Origin of the sequence: Azospirillum baldaniorum (assembly GCF_003119195.2) — a bacterium.
Taxonomy (GTDB): Bacteria; Pseudomonadota; Alphaproteobacteria; order Azospirillales; family Azospirillaceae; genus Azospirillum; species Azospirillum baldaniorum.
Map to the genome: position 1 here is coordinate 762,418 of NZ_CP022254.1, position 25,757 is coordinate 788,174.

19 protein-coding genes, 2 tRNA genes and 1 riboswitch are annotated in these 25,757 nt (G+C 69.0%); of the genes, 11 read left to right on the forward strand and 10 right to left on the reverse strand.

Annotation, left to right across the window (positions count from 1 at the left end):
• Positions 1–15: 15 nt before the first annotated feature.
• Positions 16–204, reverse strand: coding sequence for a hypothetical protein (locus Sp245p_RS17900; protein WP_014197540.1), 189 nt, complete (start codon positions 202–204; stop codon positions 16–18).
• A gap of 564 nt (positions 205–768) precedes the next feature.
• Between Sp245p_RS17900 and Sp245p_RS17905 the strand changes: the two genes are divergently transcribed.
• The 8 genes from Sp245p_RS17905 (at position 769) to Sp245p_RS34980 (ending at position 14,139) form a co-directional block, all read left to right on the forward strand.
• Positions 769–3,675, forward strand: a complete 2,907-nt coding sequence (locus Sp245p_RS17905; protein ID WP_014197541.1) for an ATP-binding protein — start codon at positions 769–771, stop codon at positions 3,673–3,675.
• Positions 3,676–3,973: 298 nt separating this feature from the next.
• Positions 3,974–4,060 (forward strand) — tRNA-Leu (locus Sp245p_RS17910).
• A 30-nt stretch (positions 4,061–4,090) separates the two neighbouring features.
• A tRNA-Ala gene (locus tag Sp245p_RS17915) sits at positions 4,091–4,166 on the forward strand.
• Positions 4,167–4,404: 238 nt separating this feature from the next.
• The gene (locus Sp245p_RS17920) at positions 4,405–4,719 is read left to right on the forward strand and encodes a hypothetical protein (protein WP_014197542.1); all 315 of its coding nucleotides are present in this window, start codon (positions 4,405–4,407) and stop codon (positions 4,717–4,719) included.
• An 80-nt stretch (positions 4,720–4,799) separates the two neighbouring features.
• Positions 4,800–10,451, forward strand: a complete 5,652-nt coding sequence (gene treZ / locus Sp245p_RS17925; protein WP_109138719.1) for a malto-oligosyltrehalose trehalohydrolase — start codon at positions 4,800–4,802, stop codon at positions 10,449–10,451.
• Between the two features lie 97 nt (positions 10,452–10,548).
• A complete protein-coding gene (treY, locus tag Sp245p_RS17930) occupies positions 10,549–13,317 on the forward strand; it encodes a malto-oligosyltrehalose synthase (RefSeq protein WP_109138720.1) in 2,769 nt (922 codons plus the stop codon).
• Positions 13,318–13,322: 5 nt separating this feature from the next.
• Positions 13,323–13,802 (forward strand): cupin domain-containing protein, encoded by a 480-nt coding sequence (locus tag Sp245p_RS17935; protein WP_109138721.1) that lies wholly within the window; start codon positions 13,323–13,325, stop codon positions 13,800–13,802.
• A gap of 178 nt (positions 13,803–13,980) precedes the next feature.
• Positions 13,981–14,139: a hypothetical protein gene (locus tag Sp245p_RS34980; protein ID WP_014197546.1), complete on the forward strand. Its 159-nt coding sequence runs from the start codon at positions 13,981–13,983 to the stop codon at positions 14,137–14,139.
• A 66-nt stretch (positions 14,140–14,205) separates the two neighbouring features.
• On the opposite strand, the gene Sp245p_RS17940 is transcribed toward Sp245p_RS34980, so the two are convergent.
• A complete protein-coding gene (locus tag Sp245p_RS17940; protein ID WP_014197547.1) occupies positions 14,206–14,691 on the reverse strand; it encodes a response regulator in 486 nt (161 codons plus the stop codon).
• Positions 14,692–14,905: 214 nt separating this feature from the next.
• Here Sp245p_RS17940 and Sp245p_RS17945 point away from each other — a divergent pair, with 214 nt between their 5' ends.
• Positions 14,906–15,124 (forward strand): hypothetical protein, encoded by a 219-nt coding sequence (locus Sp245p_RS17945; protein ID WP_014197548.1) that lies wholly within the window; start codon positions 14,906–14,908, stop codon positions 15,122–15,124.
• Positions 15,125–15,148: 24 nt separating this feature from the next.
• Here Sp245p_RS17945 and Sp245p_RS34985 read toward each other — a convergent pair whose 3' ends face one another.
• Positions 15,149–15,325 (reverse strand): hypothetical protein, encoded by a 177-nt coding sequence (locus Sp245p_RS34985; RefSeq protein WP_014197549.1) that lies wholly within the window; start codon positions 15,323–15,325, stop codon positions 15,149–15,151.
• 168 nt (positions 15,326–15,493) lie between these two features.
• Here Sp245p_RS34985 and Sp245p_RS17950 point away from each other — a divergent pair, with 168 nt between their 5' ends.
• Positions 15,494–16,195, forward strand: coding sequence for a glutathione binding-like protein (locus Sp245p_RS17950; protein ID WP_014197550.1), 702 nt, complete (start codon positions 15,494–15,496; stop codon positions 16,193–16,195).
• A gap of 157 nt (positions 16,196–16,352) precedes the next feature.
• Here Sp245p_RS17950 and Sp245p_RS17955 read toward each other — a convergent pair whose 3' ends face one another.
• The 7 genes from Sp245p_RS17955 to Sp245p_RS17985 form a co-directional block, all read right to left on the reverse strand.
• Positions 16,353–17,138 (reverse strand): 3-hydroxybutyrate dehydrogenase, encoded by a 786-nt coding sequence (locus Sp245p_RS17955; protein WP_014197551.1) that lies wholly within the window; start codon positions 17,136–17,138, stop codon positions 16,353–16,355.
• A 68-nt stretch (positions 17,139–17,206) separates the two neighbouring features.
• A complete protein-coding gene (locus Sp245p_RS17960) occupies positions 17,207–19,186 on the reverse strand; it encodes an acetoacetate--CoA ligase (protein ID WP_109138722.1) in 1,980 nt (659 codons plus the stop codon).
• Between the two features lie 47 nt (positions 19,187–19,233).
• On the reverse strand, positions 19,234–20,220 hold the full coding sequence (locus Sp245p_RS17965) for a branched-chain amino acid ABC transporter permease (protein ID WP_014197553.1): 987 nt from the start codon (positions 20,218–20,220) through the stop codon (positions 19,234–19,236).
• A 3-nt stretch (positions 20,221–20,223) separates the two neighbouring features.
• Positions 20,224–21,111 carry a branched-chain amino acid ABC transporter permease gene (locus tag Sp245p_RS17970; protein WP_014197554.1) on the reverse strand — a complete coding sequence of 296 codons (888 nt, stop codon included), beginning with the start codon at positions 21,109–21,111 and terminating at the stop codon, positions 20,224–20,226.
• 127 nt (positions 21,112–21,238) lie between these two features.
• A complete protein-coding gene (locus tag Sp245p_RS17975) occupies positions 21,239–22,441 on the reverse strand; it encodes an ABC transporter substrate-binding protein (RefSeq protein ID WP_014197555.1) in 1,203 nt (400 codons plus the stop codon).
• Between the two features lie 58 nt (positions 22,442–22,499).
• Positions 22,500–23,222 (reverse strand): ABC transporter ATP-binding protein, encoded by a 723-nt coding sequence (locus Sp245p_RS17980; RefSeq protein WP_041812306.1) that lies wholly within the window; start codon positions 23,220–23,222, stop codon positions 22,500–22,502.
• Entirely contained in the window at positions 23,215–23,991 is a 777-nt protein-coding gene (locus Sp245p_RS17985; protein ID WP_014197557.1) for an ABC transporter ATP-binding protein, read from the reverse strand. The genes Sp245p_RS17980 and Sp245p_RS17985 overlap by 8 nt, the downstream gene beginning before the upstream one ends.
• 289 nt (positions 23,992–24,280) lie before the next feature.
• Positions 24,281–24,496, forward strand: a riboswitch (cobalamin riboswitch).
• Between the two features lie 39 nt (positions 24,497–24,535).
• On the opposite strand from Sp245p_RS17985, the gene cobW reads away from it, so the two are divergent.
• Positions 24,536–25,603: a cobalamin biosynthesis protein CobW gene (gene cobW, locus Sp245p_RS17990; protein WP_014197558.1), complete on the forward strand. Its 1,068-nt coding sequence runs from the start codon at positions 24,536–24,538 to the stop codon at positions 25,601–25,603.
• The last annotated feature ends 154 nt before the right edge of the window (positions 25,604–25,757 follow it).

A 25,757-nucleotide genomic window follows, 5' to 3' on the forward strand; every position in this document is an offset into this window, starting at 1 on the left:
CGTCGAACGCCCAGGTCACTCCGCCGCTTGACGGACCGATGGCTCCGCCTTGTCGCGGGCCTCCCGCCGCTCCAGATCGATGAGTTCGACCATCCGGCGTTCCACGGCGACCAGATACTCGCGGGTTTCCAACCCCCGGCATTCCCGGCTGTGCCGGCGCAACAAGGTGATGGCCTGATAGGAGGGAGTGCGGCTCCACGGCATGGTCGGCTCGCGCGGATGAATGGTGGCGGGGGCACCTATTACAATGGAGAAATATTACGCGAATGCGAGAGACGCCATGAAAATTCTTCGTTGCGCACGGGACCCTGCTTTGCTCGGAGCGGTTACGTAAGACAGGGCCGCGACGCATCACGCGCAAGCCTGTTTGCCGGACCGGCTGCTGAAAAGAGAGGCGATGCTCATGGGCACATCCGGCACGTTGATGCCGGAGCGTTGATGCCGGAGCGTTGATGGTGGTGAGCGCTCTCGTCCCTCTGGTGACGGTGGTGTCCTATGATCCGACGCCCTTGCGCGTCGTCGTGACCGCCCTGTGCTGCGGGATGGCCGGCTTCCTTACGGATCGCCGCTGAGGAGCGCGTCGGTTCCGAAGCAAAATGGAGTTATCCGGTCCGTTAATCGTTGCATCTCCGCCCCCATGTGGCATGAACGCCCTGTGGAGTTTGAAGAACATCCACCGCCGACGGTCCTTGTCCAGTTGCCGCCTGCGCCGGCTCGGCCCGTCCGGGTGCAGGGGCGGCGGCTCTCTTTCATCAGATTTTCTTGGCGATGCCCCATTACCTGCGTCTGTTTCTCTTGCTCGTGGCCGCCGTGGTGCCGCTCGCGGCGCTCCAGTTCATGACGCAGCACAGCCTGCGGCAGGATCGGGAAAACGAGGTGCGGAACGACACCCTGCGCCTCCTCGACCTGCTGGACGCCGAACAGCAGCGCATCGCCGCGGAGGCGCGGCAGGTGCTGGCGACGATCGTCGAATCCGGCGTGCCGCAGGCCGGACCGCCGGACTGCCAGCAGACCATGGACCGGCTGCGCGCCCGCTACCCCGCCTATCTGTCCGTGGAGGTGGCCGACCGGGAGGGCCGGGTGTGGTGCGCGACCGACCCGGTCTCGCTGGGCGTCGATCTTGGCGGCATCCGCACCTTCCAGAACGCGCTGGCCACCGGCGCCCTGACGACGGGCGAATACGGGCTGCGCTACCCCAACCAGCGTCCCATCCTGCCCTTCCGGCTGGCCTATCCGGCGCCGGACGGCACGCCGGGCGGTCCCCCGGGCGGTGTGGTCACCGTGCTTCTCGACGCCCGCTGGCTCGAGGAGAATCTGGGCAACCGCCCCCTGCCCCCGGGCATGGAGATGGTGATCGCCGACCGTCAGGGCCATACGGTCGCACGCCTGCCGGAGGCGCCCGACGCCATCGGACAGCCCCTGCCCACCGCCATGCTCCAGGCCATGCACGCGGCGCGGGGAACACGGTCCGCGGCCGTGTTCGACACCGACGGGACGGAACGGATGGTGGTGTCCGCCCCCCTCGACACCGGCACCCGCGAATCGATGATCGCCATCGGGATCGACCGCGATGCCGCGATGCGCCCGGTCCGTGACGCCATGCTCTTTTCTCTGTCTCTGTTCGGCGGGGTGCTTCTGCTCACCTGCCTGGGCGCCGCCTGGGGCATGCGGCAGTTCCTGCGCGTGCGCGATCGGATGCTGGAGACCGTCGTCGAGAAGGCGTCGGTCCTGGAGAGCACGACGGACGCCGTGGCCGAGCTCGACCGGTCCTGGCGGGTCGTCTTCGTCAACGAACGGGCCCGGACCCTCTTGCCCGAGGCCGGGGAAGCCATTGGCCGGAACGGACGCCAGAACTTCGCGGAGCTGATGGCCGGCGAGTCCGGGCGGACCTTGCAGCAGGCCATGGAGAACCGCGAGGCGGTGGAGTTCGAGACCCAGGGGCCGCGCAGCGGCGTCTGGTTCGCCGTCCGTGCCTTCCCCTCGCGCAAGGGTTTGGCCCTCTACTTCCGCGACGCCACCGACCGCCGGCGCCTGGAGGATGAGCGCAGGCTCCTGACCCGGCAACTCGAAGCGGAGCGCAGCCTGCTGACGGCCATTCTGGACCATCTGCCCTCGGGGCTGCTGGTGGCGGAGGCGCCGAGCGGCCGGATCGTCAAGGTCAACGACACGGCGCTTCACCTGCTCGGCGGCCCGCCGCCTCCCGCCGCCGGATGCGGGTGTGACGGCGCGCGGACCTGCAACGGCGGAGCCTGCTTCGGCGAGGGGCGCTGCCCGCTGTCCCGCGCCCTGCGGCAGGGCGAGACGGTCGAACAGGAGGATCTGCCTTATACCCGGCCCGACGGCACCGCCATGACCCTGTCGGTCAGCGCCACTCCGGTCCGGGCCCCCGATGGGCGGATGATCCTGGCGATCTGCACGCTGCGCGACGTCGGGGAGCGCAAGGCCATGGAACTGGCGCTCCAGCGCGCCAAGGAGGAGGCCGACGAGGCCAACCGCGCCAAATCGAAGTTCCTCGCCGCGGCCAGCCACGACCTGCGCCAGCCGATGCAGTCCATGTTCCTGTTCACCGGCATCCTGCACCGTTTCATCAGCGACGAGCAGGGGCAGCGCAGCCTGGAAATGCTGGAGCGCGGCCTGGACACGCTGAAGGGGCTGCTGGACAGCCTGCTGGACGTCTCGCGGCTCGACGCCGGGGCGGTCGACCCGCGCGTGGAGCCCTTCGCCCTCAACAGCCTGCTGGACGAGATCGCCGCCTCCTACGCGCCGATCCTGGAAAGCAAGAAGCTGGCCTTCCGCATCGTGCAGGAGCGGTCGGCGACGGTGCGCAGCGACCGCGTGCTGCTCGGCCGCATGGTGCGCAACCTGCTGGAGAACGCCGTCAAGTACACCGAGCGCGGGGCGGTGCAGATCGCCATCCGGATCCAGGACGGGAAGACGCGGGACGGGAAGACAGGGGACGGCCTGGCGCGGATCGAGGTCAGCGACACCGGAATCGGCATCCCGCCCGACCAGCTGACCCGGATCTTCGCGGAGTTCCACCAGATCAACAACCCGGAGCGGGACCGGGCGCGCGGACTCGGACTCGGGCTCGCCATCGTGCAGCGCCTGTCGACGATCCTCGACCATCCCGTGGAGGTGAAGTCCCAGCCGGGCCGCGGCTCCGTCTTCGCCATCACCGTCCCGCTGGCCGCCGTGGAGACGGCGCCGCCACCGCTGCCGACCGCCTCCCTCTTCACCGGCGGCCGCGACTCGCCGCGCGCCCTGCTGGTGGACGACGACGCCATCGTCCTGCTGGGGCTGCGCGACATGTTCCGCGAATGGGGCTACGAGGTGCTGATCGCAGGCTCCGCCGACGAGGCCGTTGCGAAGGTCGAGACGGACGGCCGCATGCCCGACGTCATGCTGGTCGACTACCGCCTGCGTGAAGGGCGCGTCGGGACGGAGGCGGTGGTGCGCGTCCGCGCCATGGCGGGATGGGATGTGCCCGCCATGATCCTGACCGGGGAAGCCGGTCCGGAATGCGAGACGGACGCCGCCGCGCACGGGCTGGAGGTGGTCCGCAAGCCGGTGACGCCACGCCAGCTCCGCCGTGTCCTCGACCGCGCCATGGCGAAGCAGCCCAGAAGGACGGCGGACAGCATGACCGGCGCGGAGGGGGAGCGTCTGCCGCTTTAGAGGCCTCGCGGCCGCCGGAAAAGAAAGCGGCCCGCCGTCCGGTTGAACAGCGGGCCCTTGAGGTGCAAAACAGGGAGGCACACGCCCTTGGGGCAAGCTGAAGATAGCAACGGCGCCCGCCCCGCGCGAAAGGGGGGAAGTCGTAGTGTTCGGCGTGTTCGGAGTGCACCGAAGGGAGCGGGCGCTCTCCCCCGAAAAAATGATGGCCTCGAAAGATTTCGCTTGAGCGCCAGCGGCGGCACGGCTATATCAGCGCTCCCGCGTCGCCCCAAGGGATGCGGGACAAAGAGCAGACGATGCGCTTGTGGCGGAATTGGTAGACGCGCTAGGTTCAGGTCCTAGTGGCTGAAAGGCCGTGGGGGTTCGAGTCCCTCCAAGCGCACCAACACTTCTTGTGTTGGTCTGATCGACAAGTGGGGCCATAGCTCAGCTGGGAGAGCGCTACAATGGCATTGTAGAGGTCAGGAGTTCGATCCTCCTTGGCTCCACCATCATGAAGCCAGCAACCTTGACGGGTTGCTGGCTTTTCCTTTTCTCCGGCCTCCCGCTTTCAGGCCGGTGCCGACAAGGCTTCACCGGGCATTTCAGGAATTGGCGCTCCGGTACCGCCTTTGACAGCATCGACGCCCTCTACCTCCCGTTCAGTTGACGGGACCGCCGCTTGCGGCGGCGGCACAACGGGCCATTTTCAATGTTTTAAAGCACAGATGCCGTCAGGAGCGTGCCTTCATGAATCCCCGGTTGCTCGCCGAGGTGCTGGAACCCGTGCTGAACGCCGCGGAGAAGGACGACGCGGCGATGCTCGACGCCGTGAATCTGTCGGCGGAGGCGCTGGCCGCGCTCGGTGCGGTCATTCTGGACCGCGACGGGCGCCCGGCCGACGGCGTGTCCGACGAACGCGCGGTGATCGCCGCGCTCAACACCCACGCCCACACGCTGATGCAGTGCGGGCGGCTCGACGACGTGGTCGAAGCGTTGCAACTGGCCGAACGGATCGGCCGGCTGGGCCGCCTGCCCCACCATCCGCGCATGTCCGACGGCTAGCCACCTACGGTTAGGCGGGAGGAACACCGCACCGCCCCGGTTGTTGTGCGAGCCGTGCCGCCCAACAGGGGAGACGTGTCTTGCCGACAGCGCCCAAATCGAACGCTTTTTCCAGCCCCATCGAGGGTGAGGCCCTGTCCCTGCTTCAGGACAAACTGCTTCCGGGCTTCCTGACCGGACGGCGCTGGTACGCCGCCAAGGACGCCGGCACGCCCACCGTGCGCATCGTCGATGCTCTGCCGCTTCCGCTGGCCTCCGGTTCCGCCCAGCTCTGCCTGCTGCGGGTGGAAGCACCGGGGCGCGAGCCGCAGCTCTACCAGCTTCCCCTGGTGCTCAACCGCGACGGCCAAGGCGACGGCGGCGAGACCGACACCGCCGATCCCTTCTCCATCGCCGGTCCGGATGCGCTCCCCTGGCCGGGCAGCCTGCGCGACGGCTACGGCGACGAGGAGGTGGTGCGAGCCCTGCTCGACGGCATCCACAAGGGCGGCGAGAACGGCGGCCTGCGCTATGGCCGCAGCCGCGCCTTCGACACCGTGAAAGGCGCGCTGGACGGCGGCGCCCCGCTGCGCTGGACCGGGGTGGAGCAATCCAACACCTCCGTCCGCGTCGGCGACGCGGCGATCCTGAAGGGGCTGCGCAAGCTGGAATCCGGGACCCATCCGGAGCTGGAGGTCGGGCGCTTCCTGACCGAGGTCGCCAACTTCCGCAACACCCCCGCCCTGCTCGGCTGGGTGGAGCGCACGGGCGACGGCGAGGCCGCCACCCTGTGCATCCTGCAGGAGCTTGTCCCCGAGGCCCGCGACGCCTGGAGCCACGTCACCGCCGAGTTGGCGAAGCGTGTCGAGCGCTTCGACGACACGGTGGACGACGTCGCCCTGATGACCTTCATGCGCCGGCTGGGCCGCCGCACGGCGGAGATGCACCGGGCGCTCGCCACCCCCGGCGGCGGCGACGCGTTCACACCGGAGCCGGTGACCCCCGCCATGCTGAGGGGCTGGGCGGACGGAGTGCGCACCCTTGCCCGCCGCGTTCTGGGCCAGCTGCGCGAGGCCGCCCCGCAACTGAACGCCGACCTCGCCCCTTACGCCGCGTCGCTGGCCGACAGCGAGGCGACGGTGATGCGCCAGATCGAGACGCTGACGCCGCCGCACGGCACCTTCCACGCCATGCGCCTGCACGGCGACTATCACCTGGGGCAGGTGCTGGCCGGCAAGGACGACCTGTTCATCGTCGATTTCGAGGGCGAGCCGATGCGCCCACTGGCCGAACGGCGGGCCAAGCATTGCATCCTGCGCGACGTGGCGGGGATGCTGCGCTCCATCACCTACGCCGCCGCCGGGGCGCGGGCCGCCCTGCCTGACGACCTGGACGAGACGGCGCGCGGCGCCCGCACCGCCTGGCTGAACTGGTGGGAGGGGGAAGCCGCATCCGCCTTCGTCGCCGGCTACCGCGAAGCCATCGGGGATTGCCCGGGCTGGCCCGCCGACGCGGCCACCGCCACGCAGCTTTTGAAACTCTTCCTTCTGGAGAAGGCGCTCTACGAAATCGGCTACGAGTTGGCGAACCGGCCCGACTGGCTGGCCATCCCGCTGGCCGGGGCCATCGGCATCCTGGGCGCCGACGCCGGGCCGGAGGTGGCCGACCGCGCGTCCGGCCCGGTCGGGCTGGCCGCCCCTGGGGCCACCCGCATCGGCGAGGCGCGCGCCCACGCCATGCCCTTCGGCGCTCAGGTGCAGCCCGACGGCTCCGTCCGCTTCACCCTGTGGGCGCCGGGGACCGAGCAGATCTCGCTGTGGTTGGAGGACACCCAGGCCCTTTTGCCCATGGTGCGGCGGGCCGACGGATGGTTCGAATGGACCACCGCCCAGGCCCAGGCGGGCACCCGCTACCAGTTCGAGCTTCCCGACGGGCTGCGCGTGCCCGACCCAGCCTCCCGCCACCAGCCCGACGACGTGCACGGGCCGAGCGAGGTGATCGACCCCACCGTCTTCCGCTGGTCCGACGCCGCCTGGACCGGGCGCCCCTGGCACGAGACGGTGCTGTACGAGCTTCACGTCGGCACCTTCACCGAGGAGGGCACCTTCCGCGCCGCCATCGACAAGCTCGACCACCTCGTGGAGCTGGGCGTCACCGCCATCGAGTTGCTGCCGGTGGCTGATTTCCCCGGCGCCCGCAACTGGGGCTATGACGGGGTGCTGCCCTACGCCCCGGACGCCGCCTATGGCCGCCCGGAGGACCTGAAGGCGCTGGTCGATGCCGCCCATGCCAAGGGGCTGATGGTCTTCCTCGACGTCGTCTACAACCATTTCGGGCCGGACGGGAACTACCTCCACGCCTACGCCAAGGCCTTCTTCACCGACCGGCACAAGACGCCCTGGGGCGACGCCATCAACGTGGACGGGCCACGCAACGCCACGGTGCGCGACTACTTCATCCACAACGCGCTCTATTGGATCGAGGAGTTCCACATGGACGGGCTGCGCTTCGACGCGGTCCACGCCATCCTCGACGACAGCGACAAGCTGTTCCTCCAGGAACTGGCCGAGCGCGTGCAGGACGCCGTGCGGTGCCGCCGCCACGTCCATCTCGTTCTGGAGAACGACGAGAACGAAGCCCACCTGCTGGAACGCCATCCGGAGGGCGACCCGCGCTGGCACACCGCGCAGTGGAACGACGACCTGCACCACTGCCTGCACGTCTGGGCCTCCGGCGAGGACGCCGGCTATTACGCCGACTACGCCGGCGACGCGGCGAAGCTGGCCCGCGCCATGGCCGAGGGCTTCGCCTTCCAGGGCCACGCCTCCTCCTACCGCGGCGGCGAGGCGCGCGGCGAGCCGTCGGCCCATCTGCCGCCGACCGCCTTCGTCACCTTCATCCAGAACCACGACCAGATCGGCAACCGCGCCTTCGGGGACCGCATCACCCGCTTCTCGCGGCCCGAAGCGGTGCGGGCGGCGAGTTCGCTCTATCTGCTGGGGCCGGGCATCCCGATGCTGTTCATGGGCGAGGAGTGGGCGTCCGATCGTCCCTTCCCCTTCTTCTGCGACTTCGCCGACGAGCTGGCCGAGGCGGTGCGCAATGGCCGTCGGGAGGAGTTCGCCAAGTTCCCCGAATTCCAGGACCCGAAGGTGCGCGACCGCATCCCCGACCCGACCGCGCCGGAAACCTTCCAGTCGGCCAAGCTCGACTGGGACGACCGCGAGACGGGCGAGCACGGGGAATGGCTGGACTGGTACCGCCGCATCCTGGCGGTGCGCCGCAAGGAGATCGCGCCGCGGCTGGAGAACGCGCCCGGCGGTGCCGCCGCCCACGAGGTGATCGACGGGCGGGGCATCCGTGTCTCTTGGCGGCTGGGCGACGGCAGCCGCCTGCATCTGCTCGCCAACCTGTCCGACGCCCCCGTGACGGGCATGGGCGAGGCCGTGGGCCGCGTCCTGTGGACCGAGGGCAAGGGCCTTGATGGCGGAACCATGGCGCCGCGGTCCGTCCTGTGGACCATCGAGGAGACGACGGCGCTCGACCGGCTTGGGGAGCGGATGGGGATCGAGACGCACTACACCGGCGCCTCGGGCGAGACCATCCAGGCGTCGGAGGGCACCATCCGCGCCCTGCTCGCCGCCATGGAGGTGGACGCCGACGACCCGGAGGAGGCGCTGGCGGCACTGGAGCGGCGCGAGTTGGCCCGCCCCCTGCCCCCGGTGGCGGTGCTGCGCATCGACCGTCCGCCCTTCTCCGTCACCGTCACCCTGCCGGAGGGCAGCGGGACGCTGCGCTGGACCCTGACGCTGGAGGGCGGGGGCGACCGCAGCGGCGAGGCCGATTTCGGCGACCTGCCGCTGGTCCGCAAGGCGGGCGTGGGTGGGCAACACTTCGAGGTGCGCCGCCTCGACCTCGGCGCGGCTCCGGCACCCGGCTACCACCAGCTGCGGCTGGACGTCGACGGCTTGCGGGCGGAGCATCCCGGCCTGGAGATGACGGTCATCGCCGCCCCCGCCACCTGCCATCTGCCCGCCCCGCTCCAGATGGGCGAGCGGATCTGGGGCCTGTCGGTGCAGCTCTACGCCCTGCGCTGCGCCGGGGATTGGGGGATCGGCGACTTCGGCGACCTCGTCAACGTCGCGGAGATGGCGGCGGCGCGCGGCGCGGGCATCGTCGGGCTGAATCCGCTGCACGCGCTGTTCCTCGACCAGCCCGAACAGGCCAGCCCCTACTCCCCGGCCAGCCGCCTGTTCCTCAATCCGCTCTACATCGATGTGCTGGCGGTGCCGGAACTGATGGGCTGCGCCGAGACCCGCGACCGGATCGCGGACGAGAGCTTCCTCGGCGCGGTGCAGGCGGCGGGGGCCGCCCCGCTGGTCGATTACGCCGCCGTCGCGGCGTTGAAGCTGCCGGTCCTGGAACGGCTGTTCGCCCATTTCCAGACCGATGGCAGCGAGGAGCGGCGTCGGGCACTCGCTGCCTTCCGGGCCGAGCTGGGCGAGGGGCTGGAGCGCTTCTGCACCTTCCAGGCCCTGCGCGAGCGCTTCGCCAAGGACGGCACGCCCGACTGGCGCCGCTGGCCGGAGGAGTATCGGGACGCCACCTCCCCCGCCGTCCGCCGCTTCGCCGAGGAGCGGCGGGAGCGCATCGACTTCTTCGTCTGGCTGCAATGGCTGGCCGACAGCCAGTTGCAGGCGGCGGCGGAGAGGGCGCGGGAGCGCGGCATGGCCGTCGGCTTCTTCCGCGACCTCGCGGTCGGGGCGGACAGCGGCGGAGCGGAGACCTGGGCCGACCCGCATGTGGTCGTCGCGCAGGCCCATGTCGGCGCCCCGCCCGACCTGTTCAACCCGGCCGGGCAGGACTGGGGCCTGCCGCCTTTCCACCCCCACGCGTTGCGCGAAGGCGGCTACGCCCGCTTCATCGAGCTTCTGCGCGCCAACATGCGCCACGCCGGGGCGCTGCGCATCGACCACGCCATGGCGCTCCAGCACGTCTACTGGATACCGGAGGGGCACCCGCCCTCCGAAGGGGCCTACGTCGCCTACCCGATGGACGACCTCCTCGGAATCCTGGCCCTGGAGAGCCAGCGCAACCGTTGCCTCGTGGTCGGCGAGGATCTGGGCACCGTGCCCGAGGGATTCCGCGAGCGCATGGCGGAGGCGGGTGTCCTGAGTTACCGGGTGATGTTCTTCGAATGGACCGAGGACGGCGGGTTCCGCGGCCCCGACGATTACCCCTACGCGGCGCTCGCCACGGTGGGCAGCCACGACCTCGCCACGCTGCGCGGCTGGTGGGAGGGGCACGACATCACGCTGAAGGAGGAGCGCGGCCTCTACCCCGCGGAGGGCGAGGCGGAGCGTCAGCGCGACCGCCGCATGGCCGAACGCGCCCGCCTGCTGGAGGCCCTGGCCGACGCCTTCCTGCCGCTGCCCGCCAGCTTCGGCCCCGACAGCCCCTACAGCGAGGCGCTGGGCCACGCGGTGCACGCCTTCCTCGCCCGCACCGGCTCGGCCATCGCCATGGTCCAGATGGACGACCTGACCGCCGAGCTGGAGCAGGTGAACCTGCCCGGCACCGTGGACCAGTACCCCAATTGGCGCCGCAAGCTGCGCCTCGCGCTGGAGGACATGGCCGACTGCCCGCAGGCCGGCGCCATCGCCGCCATCATGGCCGCCGCCCGGCCGGCCGCGGTGGCGGACGGGAAAAAGGACGATAACCCCCTCTCCCCTCCGGGGAGAGGGTTGGGGTGAGAGGGTCCCGCAACTCCCGAACGTCCGGCACACGCGCAACCCCCTCACCCTCCCCTCTCCCCAAAGGGAGAGGGAACATCCATCAGGAGACCAACCCATGGCGGCGGACGCCGATAAGCCGATCCCCCTGGCCACCTACCGCGTGCAGCTGCGCGCCGAGTTCGGCTTCGACCGCACCGCCGGAATCGCCGACTACATGGCGCGGCTGGGCGTCAGCCACCTCTACGCCTCGCCCTACATGAAGGCGCGGCCGGGCAGCACCCACGGCTACGACATCGTCGACCACAACGCCCTGAACCCGGAGCTGGGCAGCGAGGAGTCCTTCCACGCCATGGTCGAGGCGCTGAAGCGCAACGGGCTGGGCCAGATCCTCGACTTCGTGCCGAACCACATGGGCGTCGGCGGGTCGGACAACGGCTGGTGGCTGGACGTGCTGGAATGGGGGCCGGACAGCCCCTACGCCGGTTATTTCGACATCGAGTGGGAGCCCGACCGCCGTTACCTGCACGGCAAGGTGCTGGTGCCGCTGCTCGGCGACCAGTTCGGCGCGGTGCTGGAATCCGGCGGGCTGGAACTGCGCTTCGACAGGGAGGCCGGCGGCTTCGCCGTCTGGGCCTACGACACCCACAAGCTGCCCATCCGGCCCGCCGACTACGGCACGATCCTCGGCGACGACCAGCCGGACCTGGAGCGCATCGGCGACGCCTTCCGCCATCTCGATCAGGTTCGCCCGCACCAGATCCGCCGCGCCAACGCCCTGAAGGCCGAGCTGGCCGCCCTGGTCTCCGAAAAGCCCGATGTCGCTGAGGCCGTGGAGCGCCGGCTGAAGCGCTTCCGCGGCGCGGAGGGCGAGCCGGAGAGCTGGCGCCGCCTGACCGACCTGATCGCCGCCCAGAACTGGCGCGCCGCCTATTTCAAGGTGGCGGCGGACGACATCAACTACCGCCGCTTCTTCAACATCAACGAACTCGCCGGCCTGCGCATGGAGGAGCGAGAGCTGTTCGACGTCGCCCACCGGCTGGCCTTCAAGCTGGTCGACGACGGCACGCTGGACGGGCTGCGCATCGACCACATCGACGGCCTCTACGACCCCAAGGGCTATTGCGAGCGGCTGGCCCAGGCGACCGAGCGGCCCTTCTATCTGGTGGTCGAGAAGATCCTGGCCCGCCACGAGCGGCTGCGCGAGGACTGGCCGATCGATGGCACCACCGGCTACGAGTTCGCCAACCTGATGGGCGGGCTGTTCGTCGACCCGCGGGGGGAGGAGGCGTTTACCAAGCTCTACGCCGACTTCACCGGACGGCGCGAGAGCTTCGACGAGGTGGTGCGGACGAGCAAGATCCGCATCATGGAAAGCGAGATGGCCAGCGAGCTTCATGTGCTGGCCCGGCAGGCCTCGCGCATCGCCCGCGCCAACCCGCGCACCGCCGACTTCACCGCCAACATCCTGCACCAGGCGCTGAAGGAGACCATCGCCCGCTTCCCCGTCTACCGCACCTATGTGGACTGGCGCGGCGTCAGCGAGCTGGACCGACGGAGCATCGACTGGGCGATCACCCAGGCGCGCAAGGCCGACCCGAACACCGACGCCTCCGCCTATGATTTCCTGCACAGGCTGCTGACCACCGATCTGGTGGCCCAACCGCGCAGCGGCTACAGCCGCCAACAGGTGCTGCGCTTCGCCATGCGCTTCCAGCAGTACAGCGGCCCGGTGATGGCCAAGGGGCTGGAGGACACCGCCTTCTACCGTTACAACCGGCTGGCCGCGCTGAACGAGGTGGGCGGGCATCCGGAGCATTTCGGGGTCGGCTCCGCCAACTTCCACAACGCCAACGCCGAGCGCGCCGCCCGCTGGCCCCACGCCATGCTGGGCAGCACCACCCACGACACCAAGCGCGGCGAGGACACCCGCGCCCGCCTCTACGCCCTGTCGGAAATGCCCGAGGAGTGGGAGCGGCAAATCCAGACCTGGAGCCGCCTGCTCCGCGCCCGCCGCGGCGACGTGGAGGGCACCGCCCCGCCCGACCGCAACGACGAGTATCTGTTCTACCAGCTCCTCGTCGGCGCCTGGCCGGCGGAATTGACCGGCGCGGACCCGGCCAGCCTCGACCCGCAGGCGATGACGGAGTTCGCGGAGCGCCTCGCCGGCGCCATGACCAAATCGATGCGCGAGGCCAAGGTCCACAGCACCTGGGCCGCCCCCGACGAAGCCTACGAAAGCGCCATGACCAGCTTCGTCCACGACGCGCTGGACGTGTCGCGCAGCACCGCCTTCTTCGACGCCTTCCTGCCCTTCCAGGAGCGGCTCGCCCGCATCGGCATGGTCAACGGGCTGACCCAGACCCTGCTGAAGCTGACCAGCCCCGGCGTGCCGGACATCTATCAGGGCTGCGAGCTGTGGAACTTCAGCCTCGTCGACCCCGACAACCGGCGCCCGGTGGACTACGACGCGCGCCGCCGCCTGCTCGACGAGGTCGAGGGGGCGGAGATCGGCAGCCTGCTGAGCCGCTGGCAGGACGGGGCGGTGAAGCTCTCCCTGACCCGGCGCGCCCTGGCCCTGCGGACGGCCATGCCCGACCTCTTCGCCAAGGGCGAGTACCTGCCTTTGGAAGCGACGGGTGAGCGGGCGGAGCATGTGGTGGCCTTCGCCCGGCGCCTCGGCGACGAGACCGTCGTGGTCGCCGCCCCGCGTCTGGTGGGCGCGCTGGGCGAGACCCCGGAGTGGGGCGACACCTCCGTCCCGCTGCCGCGCGGGCAGCGCTGGCGCAACGCGCTGACCGACGGGACGCTGGAGGCCGCCGACGCGGTGACCGCCGCCGACCTGTTCCGGGACTTCCCCGTCGCCCTGCTGGTGCGGGAGGGGTGAGTGACATGGACCGCAACCCGCTGCCGCGCCGCGCGCTCGTTCCCATCGACCAGCGGCTGATCGGAGACGACCCCGGCAAGCCCGCCGTCTTCGGGACCGTTCTGTCCGGCGACCCTCAGGAAAGTTTCCTGAACCTCTACGACGGCGGCGGGGGGCGGTTCGCCTGTGGGGTCTGGCAATGCACGCCCGGCACCATCGCCATGGCCGACTGGCCCTACGAGGAGTTCTGCGTCCTGCTGGCCGGGCGGGTGGTCATCACCCCCCGGGACGGCGCGCCGCAGGAGCATGGGGAGGGCGATGCCTTCGTCATTCCCAGGGGCTTCACCGGTGTGTGGGAGGTGCGGGAGACGATCCGCAAATACTACGCGATCGAGAAGCCGCTCGGTCCCCGCGCCGCCGTGGGGCGGATGCTGCGCGCCCCGCTGTCGCTCGCCCGGCGGCTGTTGCGGCGGGGCGAGCCAGCCCTGGCCCGTGGGGGCTTCTGAAGGAGGCCACCGGACAGGGTGGCCTGACAAAATACCCGATTTCTTCGCTCGGGATTGATCGAATCCCTTCGCCACGCGTTATTCCAAAGGACAGGCGCCCGAACGGGGAAACGAGAGGCGCCTCACCGGACCATTCCTGCATCACGGGACGCGACCACAGACGGACGGGAGACAAGTCATGAGCGATCATCGCCAGTGGGTCGAACTGGACCCCAGCAACGGCTCCGAAAACAGCAAGCCGCAGGACGGTCCATCCGCCGCGGCCCCCGCGCAGAACTCCGCTCAGCCGGCGGAAGCCCCCGCGGCGGGCGGTCCGGAAGAGACGCCGGACCGCTGACCAACGGTCATTGTCTAAGGATACTGTTTAAAGCATGCGAAAACGGCAGGGCGGGCCCTCAGGGCCTCAGCCCTGCCGCCGCATGGGCTGTTGTGTGGGTTGCGGCGCCGGTTGGGGCGCCGGCTGCGGTGCGGGGGTCGCGCGCTCGGGCCGCCCGAACAGTTCCAGCGCCGGGGGGATGGAGGACGGGCGCAGCCCCGCCAGGATTTCCCCGACGGCCCCGACCGCATCGACCAGCGCGTCGGGCATCACCGGCTTGCGCAGCAGGCCGACCGCGAAATCGCGCGCCTCCTCGCCGCGGTGGTCGAAACCGGTGATCAGCAGGGAGGGGATGTTGTGCTCCTCCCACAGCTTGCGGGCCAGCGTCAGCCCGTTCTCGCCTCCGGCCAGATAGACGTCCACCAGGGCAAGATCCGGCTGTTCCCGGACCCCCAGCCGCGTCGCCTTGGCGGCGTCGCGCAGAGGGCCGACGACCGTGTATCCGGCATTCTCCATCACGGCCTTGATGGCGGGCCCGATCAACGGGTCGTCTTCGACGACGAGCAACTTCACGGCATCTGTTCCTTGTTGGCGGACGGCGCGGACCGACGTGGCCCGCAGCGCCCATGTTTGTCGATGCGGTGCATCAATCAAGGGGCTGATTGCGCGCAATGGAGCGAGCCGAGGGGGCACCGAACGGGCAGTGCCATCCGGAGAAGCGAACCCGCCGCCCTCTTTGCGTGTTTGAGACAGTCCAAGCGTGATGCAACCTCCGTGGGAGTCCTGCATGAAGTTCATCGAATTCACCGACCACGCCGGGGCGCCGGTCATGATCAACGCCGCGGGCGTTCTGTACCTGCGTGGGATCGAAGGGGAGCGGACCGAGATCACCTTCGCCGGACGCTCCGAACCGCTGGTGGTCGCCGCCCCGCTGGACGAGGTGGCCCGGACGTTGGAAGATGCCACGCCGATACCGCCCGACCCCACCCTGGCGCTCGTCTCGTGAAAGGTTGGTCGTCAGGGCCCGGCCTCACACGTCGTAGATCGGCCCCGGCGTGGACTTGTTGGCGCCCCCGCGCTTCTGCTCCTCCTTCTCGGTCAGTTCGGCCTCGCCGCCCTGGTCGGGCTTGACGGTGCCGTCCCGGGCCTCGTCGATCCGGTCGTCCTTGCGCTGGGGCTGGGTGGCGGGTGTCCGGTCGTCGCTCATGACGGTCCTCATGATGATTGTCGGTTCAGCGTATTCAACATTTCGGGGGCCGCGACGTTGCGCCCGTCGCCTGCCCCTTCCGGAGGGCTGATCCGCGCACGGCGCGGGTTGCCTGAAACCGTTCGCTCCATCACTTTTCGGGGCTGGAGACAAACCGGAAGGACCGCCATGATCGACCTTCACTATTGGCCGACCCCCAACGGGCACAAGATCACGCTGTTCCTGGAAGAGGCCGGGCTGGATTACACGATCCATCCCGTGGACATCTCCGCCGGGGACCAGTTCAAGCCGGACTTCCTGGCGATGTCCCCGAACAACCGCATGCCGGCCATCGTCGACCGCGCTCCGGCCGACGGCGGGGAGCCGGTGTCGGTCTTCGAATCGGGCGCGATCCTGACTTATCTGGCGGAGAAGACCGGCAAGTTCCTGCCCGCCGACCTGCGGGGCCGCAAGACGGTTCTGGAGTGGCTGTTCTGGCAGGTGGGTGGCCTCGGCCCGATGGCCGGGCAGAACCACCATTTCGTGCAATACGCGCCCGAACAGATCCCCTACGCCATCGACCGCTATGTGAAGGAAACCAACCGCCTCTACGGCGTCCTGAACAAGCGTCTGGCCGGCCGCGCCTTCATCGCCGGGGACGAGCTGACCATCGCCGACATGGCCTGCTACCCCTGGGTCGTCCCGCACGAGCGGCAGCGCCAGAACCTCGCCGACTTCCCCGAGTTGAAGCGCTGGTTCGAAGCGATCCAGGCCCGCCCGGCGACCGTCCGCGCCTATGAGAAGGGTGCGGAACTGGCCAAGCGCCCGTCGGTCACCGACGAGGGCAAGAAGATCCTCTTCGGCCAGACCGCCGCCAACGTCCAGAAGTGACTTGGAATCCCTCTCCCGTCCCGGGAGAGGGTGGCCCGAAGGGCCGGGTGAGGGTCGTGCGAGGATCAAGACACTGATCCTTGCTGGCACCCTCACCCTCCCGCCGCTTCGCGGCGGGTCCCTCCCTCTCCCGAGGCGGGAGAGGGCAACAACGCCCTTACTGCGCGGTCCAGCCGCCGTCCATCAGCAGGCTGGCGCCGGTCATCTGCGCCGCCGAATCGGAGCACAGGAAGACCGCCAGCCCGCCCAGTTCGTCCGGCGTCACGAAGGCGCCGGAGGGCTGCTTGGCGCCGAGCAGCTCCGCCTTCGCCTGCGGCTCCGGGATGTTCTTGGTCGAGGCGATCGCGTCGATCTGCTTCTGCACCAGCGGGGTCAGCACCCAGCCCGGACAGATGGCGTTGCAGGTGACGCCGGTGCCCGCCGTCTCCAGCGCCACCGTCTTGGTCAGCCCGACCACGCCGTGCTTGGCCGCGACGTAGGCCGACTTGTTGACCGACGCGACGTGCCCGTGCACGGAGGCGATGTTGAGGATGCGGCCCCAGCCGCGCCGCTTCATGCCCGGCAGGGCGTGGTGGGTGCCGTGGAAGACGGCGGACAGGTTGAGCGCAATCACCGCGTCCCAGCGCTCCGCTGGGAAGTCCTCCACCGGGGCGACGTGCTGGATGCCGGCGTTGTTCACCAGCACATCGACGGAGCCGAACGTCTCCTCCGCGTGGCCGATCAGCGCGGCGATCTCCGCCGGCTTGGACAGGTCGGCGCCGTGATAGCCGACGCGCACGCCGAACTCCGCCGCCAGACCGGCGCGCAGTTCCTCGATGGCGGCCGCCTCGCCGAACCCGTTCAGCACCACGTCCGCCCCGGCTCCGGCCAGCGCCCGCGCGATGCCCAAGCCGATCCCGCTGGTCGAGCCGGTGACCACCGCGACCTTCTGAGTCAAGGTCATGGCTTATCCTCTGTTGTCTTGTTGGTTCGGGTGCCCTCCCCCCGCCCGGGGAGAGGGCTGGACGCCGGTCAGCCTTCCAGTTCCGGGCGCTCGCGGAACTCGTCGAGCGCCATGGGATTGGCCAGCGCCTCGGTGTTCTTGATCGGGCGGCCGTGCACCGCGTCGCGCACCGCCAGTTCGGTGATCTTGCCCGAGCGCGTGCGCGGGATGTCCTTGACCGCCACGATGCGCGCCGGGACGTGCCGCGGCGAGCAGTTCTCCTTGATGCGCTTGCGGATCGTGTCCTCAAGCGCCTTGTCGAGGGTCAGCCCCTCGCGCAGCACCACGAACAGGATGACGCGCACGTCGCCGTCCCATTCCTGGCCGATGCACACCGCCTCCAGGATCTCCGGAAGCTGCTCGACCTGCCGGTAGATCTCCGCCGTGCCGATGCGCACCCCGCCGGGATTCAGCACCGCGTCCGAGCGCCCGTAGATCACCCAGCCGCCGTGGACGGTGCGCTCGATGAAGTCGCCGTGCGTCCACACGTTGGGGAAACGCTCGAAATAGGCCGCGCGGTACTTCGCCCCGTCCGGGTCGGCCCAGAAGCCCACCGGCATGCAGGGGAAGGGCCGCGTGCAGACCAGCTCGCCCTTCTCGCCGCTGACCGCGTGGCCGGAGTCGTCGAAGGCCGCCACCGCCATGCCGAGCCCCGCCGTCTGCAGCTCGCCCGCCCACACCGGGGCCGTCGGGTTGCCCAGCACGAAGCAGGACACGATGTCCGTGCCGCCGCTGATCGAGGCCAGATGGATGTCCGTCTTGATCGCCCGATAAACGTACGCGAAGTTCTCCGGCATCAGCGGCGAGCCGGTCGAGGCCAGCGCCCGCAGCGTGTCGAGCCGGTGCGTGCGGATCGGTTCCAGCCCCGACTTCTCGGCCTGCTGGATGAATTTGGCCGAGGTGCCGAACAGGGTCATGCCCTCGGCGTCGGCGTAGTCGAACAGGATGTTGCCGTCCGGTGCGAAGGGCGAGCCGTCGTAAAGCAGCAGCGTCGCCCCGGCCGCAAGCCCGGAGACCAGCCAGTTCCACATCATCCAGCCGCAGGTGGTGTAGTAGAACACCCGGTCGCCCGGCTTCACGTCGCTGTGCAGCCGGTGCTCCTTGACGTGCTGGAGCAGCGTGCCGCCGGTGCCGTGGACGATGCACTTGGGCTTGCCGGTGGTTCCCGACGAATAGAGGATGAACAGCGGATGGTTGAAGGCCACCCGCTCGAAGCTCGGTTCCGCCGCCGCGAAGGGGGCGATGAAGTCGCCCCAGGTGACGCCGCCGCGGATGGCCGAGACATCCGGCGTCTCGTTGACGTAGGGGATGATGACCGCGGCCTTGACGGTGGGCAGCTCGGTCAGCACCTGGGCGATCTTCGCACGGATGTCGTGGCTCTTGCCGTTGTACCAGTAGGCATCGGGAGCAAAGAGGACGGTCGGCTCAATCTGGCCGAAACGGTCGGTGATGCCCTGGGCGCCGAAGTCGGGGGAGCAGGAGGACCAGATGGCCCCCAGGCTGGCCGTGGCGAGCATGGCGGCCAGCGTCTCGGGCATGTTGGGCACGACGGCGGCGACGCGGTCGCCCTTGCCAACGCCGGCGGCTTTGAGCGCCTGCTGGAGGCGGGACACCTCGGCCTTCAGCTCGCCGCCGGACCAGCGGCGCTTGACCTTGTCCTCGGCCCAGAAGACGACCGCCTCGCCGTCCGGCGCGTTGGCGAGCATGTTCTCGGCGTAGTTCAGGCTGGCCTCGGGAAACCAGCGGGCGCCGGGCATCTTGTCGCCGTCGGCCAGGGCCACGCCGCCGAGATCGCCCTTGAGTCCGGCCCACTCCCACAGGAAGCGCCAGAAATCCTCCTTGCCGGCGACCGACCAGTCGTAAAGCGCATCGTAATCGTCCAGCCGCAGCCCAAAGCGGGCGCTCGCGGCCTGCCGGAAAGCCGTCAGGTTGGAGGCGGCCACGCGCGCCTCCGACGGGGTCCACAACGGCTGATCAGAAAGCAATTGACCAGGGGACGGTTGATCCATCTTGCGGTTCCTGATGTTGGCTTTTTATGCCGTTCGGTTCTTGAGGTTCAGCGGCGGCCGAAGCGGGCCTGGAGCTCACCCACGATGCCACGGCGGAAGACCAGCACGCAGACCACGAAGATGGCGCCGATCACCACCGGAACCGGCATGCTGGTGGCCGCCAGATAGCTTTCCAGCGTGACGACGATGGCCGCCCCCACCACCGGGCCGAGCAGCGTGCCCATGCCGCCGAGAAGCGTCATCAGCACCACCTCGCCGGACATCTGCCACGTCACGTCGGTCAGCGAGGCGAGCTGGAAGACCAGCGCCTTGGTTCCGCCGGCCAGCCCGGCGAGGCTCGCCGACAGCACGAAGGCCAGCAGCTTGTAGCGCTCCGTCCGGTAGCCGAGCGACACGGCGCGCGGCTCGTTCTCGCGGATCGCCTTCAGCACCTGACCGAAGGGCGAATGCACGGCGCGCCAGACCACCGCGAAGCCGACCAGGAACACCGCCAGCACGAAGTAGTACATGGACAGCGAGTTGTTCAGGTCGATCACCCCGAACAGATGCCCGCGCGGCACCGCCTGGATGCCGTCCTCGCCACCGGTGAACTTGAGCTGCAGCGCCATGAAGAAGACCATCTGCGACAGCGCCAACGTGATCATGGCGAAGTAGATGCCCTGCCGGCGGATCGCCAGCGCGCCGAAGGCGAGGCCGAGCAGCGCGGAGAAGCCCATGCCGAGCAGGATGCTGACCTCCGGCCCCAGCCCCCAGACCTTGGCGGAATGGGCGGTGATGTAGGCCGCCCCGCCGAAGAAGGCGGCGTGGCCGAAGCTCAGCAGGCCGGCGAAGCCGATCAGCAGGTTGAAGGCGCAGGCGAACAGCGCGAAGCACAGCACCTTCATCACGAAGACGGGGTACAGCACGAAGGGCGCCGCCAGCGCGATCAGCAGGCCGATGCCGAGGATGATGGCGTTCCGGGCGGTGTCCTGCCCCGGACGGCGCAGCGCGATGGTCGTCGTCTGGGTGTCGGTCGTCTTGATTTGGGCGGCCATGGCTCAGCGCTCCCGTCCGAAGAGGCCCGCGGGCTTGATGAGAAGGACGATCGCCATCACGACGAACACCACGATGTTGGAGGCTTCGGGGTAGAAGACCTTGGTCAGGCCCTCCAGCAGTCCCAGCCCCAGGCCGGTGACGATGGCGCCGAGGATGGAGCCCATGCCGCCGATCACCACCACCGCGAAGACGACGATGATCAGGTTGGAGCCCATCAGCGGCGACACCTGATAAATGGGTGCCGCGAGCACGCCGGCCAGCCCGGCCAGAGCCACGCCGAAGCCGTAGGTGGCGGTGATCATCACCGGCACGTTGATGCCGAAGGCCTGGACCAGCACCGGGTTCTCGGTGGCGGCGCGCAGGTAGGCGCCGAGCCGCGTCCGCTCGATGGCGAACCACGTCCCGAAGCAGACGATCAGCGAGGCGACGACGACCCAGCCGCGGTAGTTGGGCAGGAACATGAAGCCCAGGTTCTGGCCGCCCTTGAGCGCGTCCGGGATGGGATAGGGCTGGCCCGACACGCCGTAGAAGTGGCGGAAGGCGCCTTCCATGATCAGGGCGAGGCCGAAGGTCAGCAGCAGGCCGTAGAGATGGTCGAGCTTGTAGAGCCGCGACAGCATGGTTTTTTCAAGAACCACGCCGAGCAGCCCGACGATCAGCGGCGACAGGCCCAACGCCCACCAGTAGCCGAGGCCGAGCTTCGTCAGCAGCAGCCACGCCACGAAGGCGCCAATCATGTAGAGCGCGCCGTGGGCGAAGTTGATGACGTTCAGCATGCCGAAGATGACCGCCAGCCCAAGGCTGAGCAGCGCGTAAAAGGACCCGTTGATGAGGCCGAGCAGAAGCTGGCCGAACAGGACCTGGGGCGGCACCCCCAGCAAGTCGAACATGACCGTCCCTCCCTGTGTATCGGACTTGTGTTTTTTTGATTGGGTGCTTGGGGTGGGCCCCCACCCAACCCTCCCCCTGCAAAGCGGGGGGAGGCCGGGAGGGGGGCCCGTCTCGAAACTCAGACCCTTACTTCACCAGCGCGCAGCCGCTCTTGGCCGGGTCGAGGAACGCCTGCTCGGCCGGGATCGTCTTCACGATCTTGTAGTAGTCCCAGGGGGCCTTGGACTCGCCCGGGGTCTTCACCTGGGCCAGATACATGTCGTGGAACATGCGCCCGTTCGCGGCGATCTTGCCGTTCTTGGTGAACATGTCGGCGACCGGGGTCTCGCGCATCTTGGCGGCGACCTTGTCCGGATCGTCGGAGCCGACCGCCTCGACCGCCTTCAGGTAGTGGCGGACGGCGGAGTAGACGCCGGCCTGGACCATGGTCGGCTTGCGGCCGGCCTTGGCCTCGAACTTCTTCGTCCACTCGCGGGTCTGCTCGTCGGCGTCCCAGTAGAAGCCGGTGGTCAGCAGCAGGCCCTGGGAGGCCTGGAGGCCCAGCGCGTGGATGTCGCTGATGAACAGCAACAGGCCGGCGAGGCTCTGGCCCGACTGGGTGATGCCGAATTCCGACGCCTGCTTGACGGCGTTGGTGGCGTCGCCGCCCGCGTTGGCGAGGCCGATCACGTCGGCCTTGGAGGCCTGGGCCTGGAGCAGGTAGGACGAGAAGTCGGCGTTGCCCAGCGGATGGCGGACGTTGCCCGCGACCTTGCCGTCGAGCTGCTTGACCATCTTCGAGGTCTCATCCTCCAGCGAGTGGCCGAAGGCGTAGTCCGCGGTGATGAAGTACCAGTTCTTCTTGCCCTGCTCGACCAGCGCGCGGGCGGTGCCGGCGGCCATGGCGTAGTTGTCGTAGGTCCACTGGAAGCCATAGGGGCTGCAGGACTTGCCGCTGAGGTCGGTCGAGCCCGGACCGGACATCAGGAAGATGCGCTTCTTGTCCTTGGTGATGCCCTGGACGGCCAGCGCGGCGGCGGAGTTCGGCACGTCGGCGATGACGTCCACGTTGCCGGCGTCGATCCACTCGCGCGCCGTGTTGGCGGCGATGTCGGCCTTGTTCTGGTGATCGGCGACGACGATCTCGATCGGCGCGCCGGCGATCTTGCCACCGAACTCCTCAGCCGCCAGACGGGCGGCGATGGCCGAGCCTTCGCCGGCGAGGTCGGCGTAGATGCCGGACCGGTCGTTCATCACGCCGATCTTGATCACGTTGTTGGAGACCTGGGCGTGCGCGGCCCCGGCGGTCAGCGCCAGCAATGCGGTCCCGCAAAGCAACGTCTTGAGCATTTCGAACTCCCTTCGATTGGCTTTGTTTTGAGTGTTTTCGGCAGAGGGGGTGACTTGGTCAGACACCCAGATAGGTGTGGAGCTTGTCCATGTTCTGGGCGAGCTGGTCGTTGGGGATCATGTCCACGACATGGCCTTCCTCCATCACGTAATGGCGGTCGGCGATGGTCGCGGCGAAGCGGAAATTCTGCTCCACCAAGACGATGGTGAAGCCGCGCTGCTTCAGCTTGCGCACCGCCACCCCGATCTGCTCGATGATGACGGGGGCCAGCCCCTCGGTCGGCTCATCGAGCAGGATCAGGTCGGCGCCGGTGCGCAGGATGCGGGCGATGGCCAGCATCTGCTGCTCGCCGCCCGACAGACGCGTGCCCTGGGTGGTGCCGCGGCCCTGCAGGTTCGGGAACAGCTCGTAGATCTGCGGCACCGTCATGCCGCCCGACTTCACCACCGGCGGCAGCATCAGGTTCTCGTCCACGCTGAGCGAGGAGAAGATGCCGCGCTCCTCCGGCACGTAGCCGATGCCGAGGCGGGGGATCCTGTGCTGCGCCATGCCGATCAGCTCCCGGCCCTGGAAGCGGATCGAGCCGTTGCGCTTGCCGACGATGCCCATGATCGAGCGCATGGTCGTCGTCTTGCCGGCGCCGTTGCGGCCCAGCAGGGTCACCACCTCGCCCTGGCGCACGTCGATGTTGACGCCGTGCAGCACGTGGCTCTCGCCGTAGAAGGCCTGGAGGTCGCGGATCTCCAGCATCACGGTCTTCACGGTCGCACCGTCAGGCATGGCCCACCTCACCCGTGCCGGCCCCCGTGCCCATGTAGGCTTCCATGACCTGCGGGTTGCGCGATACGACGTCGTATGCGCCCTCGGCCAGGATCTCGCCGCGGCGGAGCACCGTGATGGTGTCCGACAGGTGGGCGACGACCGACAGGTTGTGCTCGACCATCAGGATGGTGCGGTCGGCGGAGACGCGCTTGATCAGCGCGGCGGTGCCTTCGATGTCCTCGTGGCCCATGCCGGCCAGCGGCTCGTCGAGCAGCATCACCTCCGGATCGAGCGCCAGCGTGGTGGCGATCTCCAGGGCGCGCTTGCGGCCGTAGGGCAGCTCGGCGGCGGTGTGGCCGGCCCAGGGGGTGAGGTTCACCGCCTCGATCAGCTCCTCGGCGCGGTCGTGCAGGTCGTGCAGGCTGGCTTCCGGCTTCCAGAAATGGAAGCTGGTGCCGCGCGGGCGCTGCAACGCGACGCGGACATTCTCCAGCACGCTGAGGTGCGGGAAGACCGCGGAGATCTGGAAGGAGCGGACCATGCCGAGCAGCGCCACGTCGGCGGGCTTCATGGCGGTGATGTCGCGCCCCTTGTAGAGGATCTGGCCGCGCGTCGGCGTCAGGAACTTTGTCAGCAGGTTGAAGACCGTGCTCTTGCCGGCGCCGTTCGGGCCGATCAGCGCGTGGATGGTGCCGCGGCGGACCTGGAGGTTCACCTCCTTCACCGCGATGAAGCCCTTGAACTCCTTCGAGAGTCCGCGCGCTTCCAGAATGATGTCGTCGGCCATGGGTGCCGCTTTTCCCTCCCTGTTCGTCCGCGTCGTCTGCCGGTCCGCGTTTTTGGTTAGGCTGATATAAGCACAGGGCATGCCAATTGCGGGAAAATTCGTTAATTCATTGAAACTGTTGAATTCATCAAAGGCGGCGACAGCATCGCACGCGGTCCGGAGTGTCAGCTTTCCAGACAGACTGTACCGATCTTCCGACACACCAACGGCAGGATGGACGGAGCGTTCCGGGTTCGATGGCACGCTTTCCGGGCGCCAAATGGCCGCTTGCAAATCGGGGGTCCGCCTGCAATTCTGCGCCTCCGACGGTGCCCCGTCCGCCGTGAAGGCCCGGGGATAATAGGGAATGCGGTGCGGACCCGGATGGGGTCCAAGGCCGCGGCTGCCCCCGCAACTGTATGCGGCGAGTCCGCCTCCGGAAATGCCACGGGCCGTCAGGCCGGGAAGGCGGGAGGCGCGGCGACGACCCGCGAGCCAGGAAACCTGCCGCCAGACCGAAACTCATCCAATCCGCCGGGTGTGGCGGAGACAGGGAAACCAGATCATGACGCATCGTGCCGTCCTCCGTCCGTCCGCCGGGAAGACCCCGGCCACCGTCATCACCGGCTTTCTCGGCGCCGGCAAGACGACGCTGATCCGCAGCCTGCTGGAGCAGGCCGGCGGGCGCCGTCTGGCGCTGATCATCAACGAGTTCGGCGATGTCGGCATCGACGGCGAGATCCTGCGCGCCTGCGGCGATCCGACCTGCACCGAGGACGACGTGATCGAGCTGGCGAACGGCTGCCTGTGCTGCACCGTCGCCGACGACTTCGTCCCGGCCATCGAGAAGCTGCTGTCCCGCCCGCAGCCGCCGGAGCACATCATCATCGAGACGAGCGGCCTCGCCCTGCCGAAGCCGCTCGTCCAGGCCTTCCATTGGCCGGCGATCAAGACGCGGGTGACGGTGGACGGGGTGGTCGCGGTGGTCGACGCCGCCGCCGCCGCGGAGGGCCGCTTCGCCCCCGATCCGACGGCGTTGGCCGCCCAGGCCGCCGAGGCCGGGCAGCTTGACCACGAGACCCCGGTGGAGGAGGTGTTCGAGGACCAGCTCCTCTGCGCCGACCTGATCGTGGTGAACAAGACCGATCTGGTGGACGCCGCCGATCTGGCGAAGGTCGAGGACCTGATCCGCGCCGCCATGGCGGAGGGCGGGACCGGGCGCGAGGCCAAGATCCTGCGCGCCAGCAACGGCAAGGTCGATCCGGTGGTGCTTCTCGGCGTCGGCGCCGGGGCCGAGGACGACCTCGCCAACCGCCCCAGCCACCATGACGAGGAGGAGGGTCACGACCACGACGACTTCACCAGCTTCGTCGTGGAACTCGGCCCGCAACCCGACCCGGCGGCGCTGGCGAAGACGCTGGAGCGGGTCGCCGCCGCCCATGGCGTGCTGCGCCTGAAAGGTTTCATCGACGTGCCGGGCAAGCCGATGCGCCTTCTGGTGCAGGGTGTGGGGACACGCATCCAGACCCATTTCGACCGCTTCTGGAAGCCCGACGAGCCGCGCCGCAGCCGTCTGGTGGTGATCGGCGAGACGGGCCTGGACCGCGACGCCGTGACCGCGGCGCTGGGGTAATCCTTTGCCTTCATAGCCCTCTCCCCTCTGGGGAGAGGGTGGCCCGCAGGGCCGGTGAGGGGGGTGCGCTTGTGCCGGACGTTCCGCCACGCGCAACCCCCTCACCCTAACCCTCTCCCCAGAGGGGAGAGGGGATTTTCGTAAAGCACCGTCA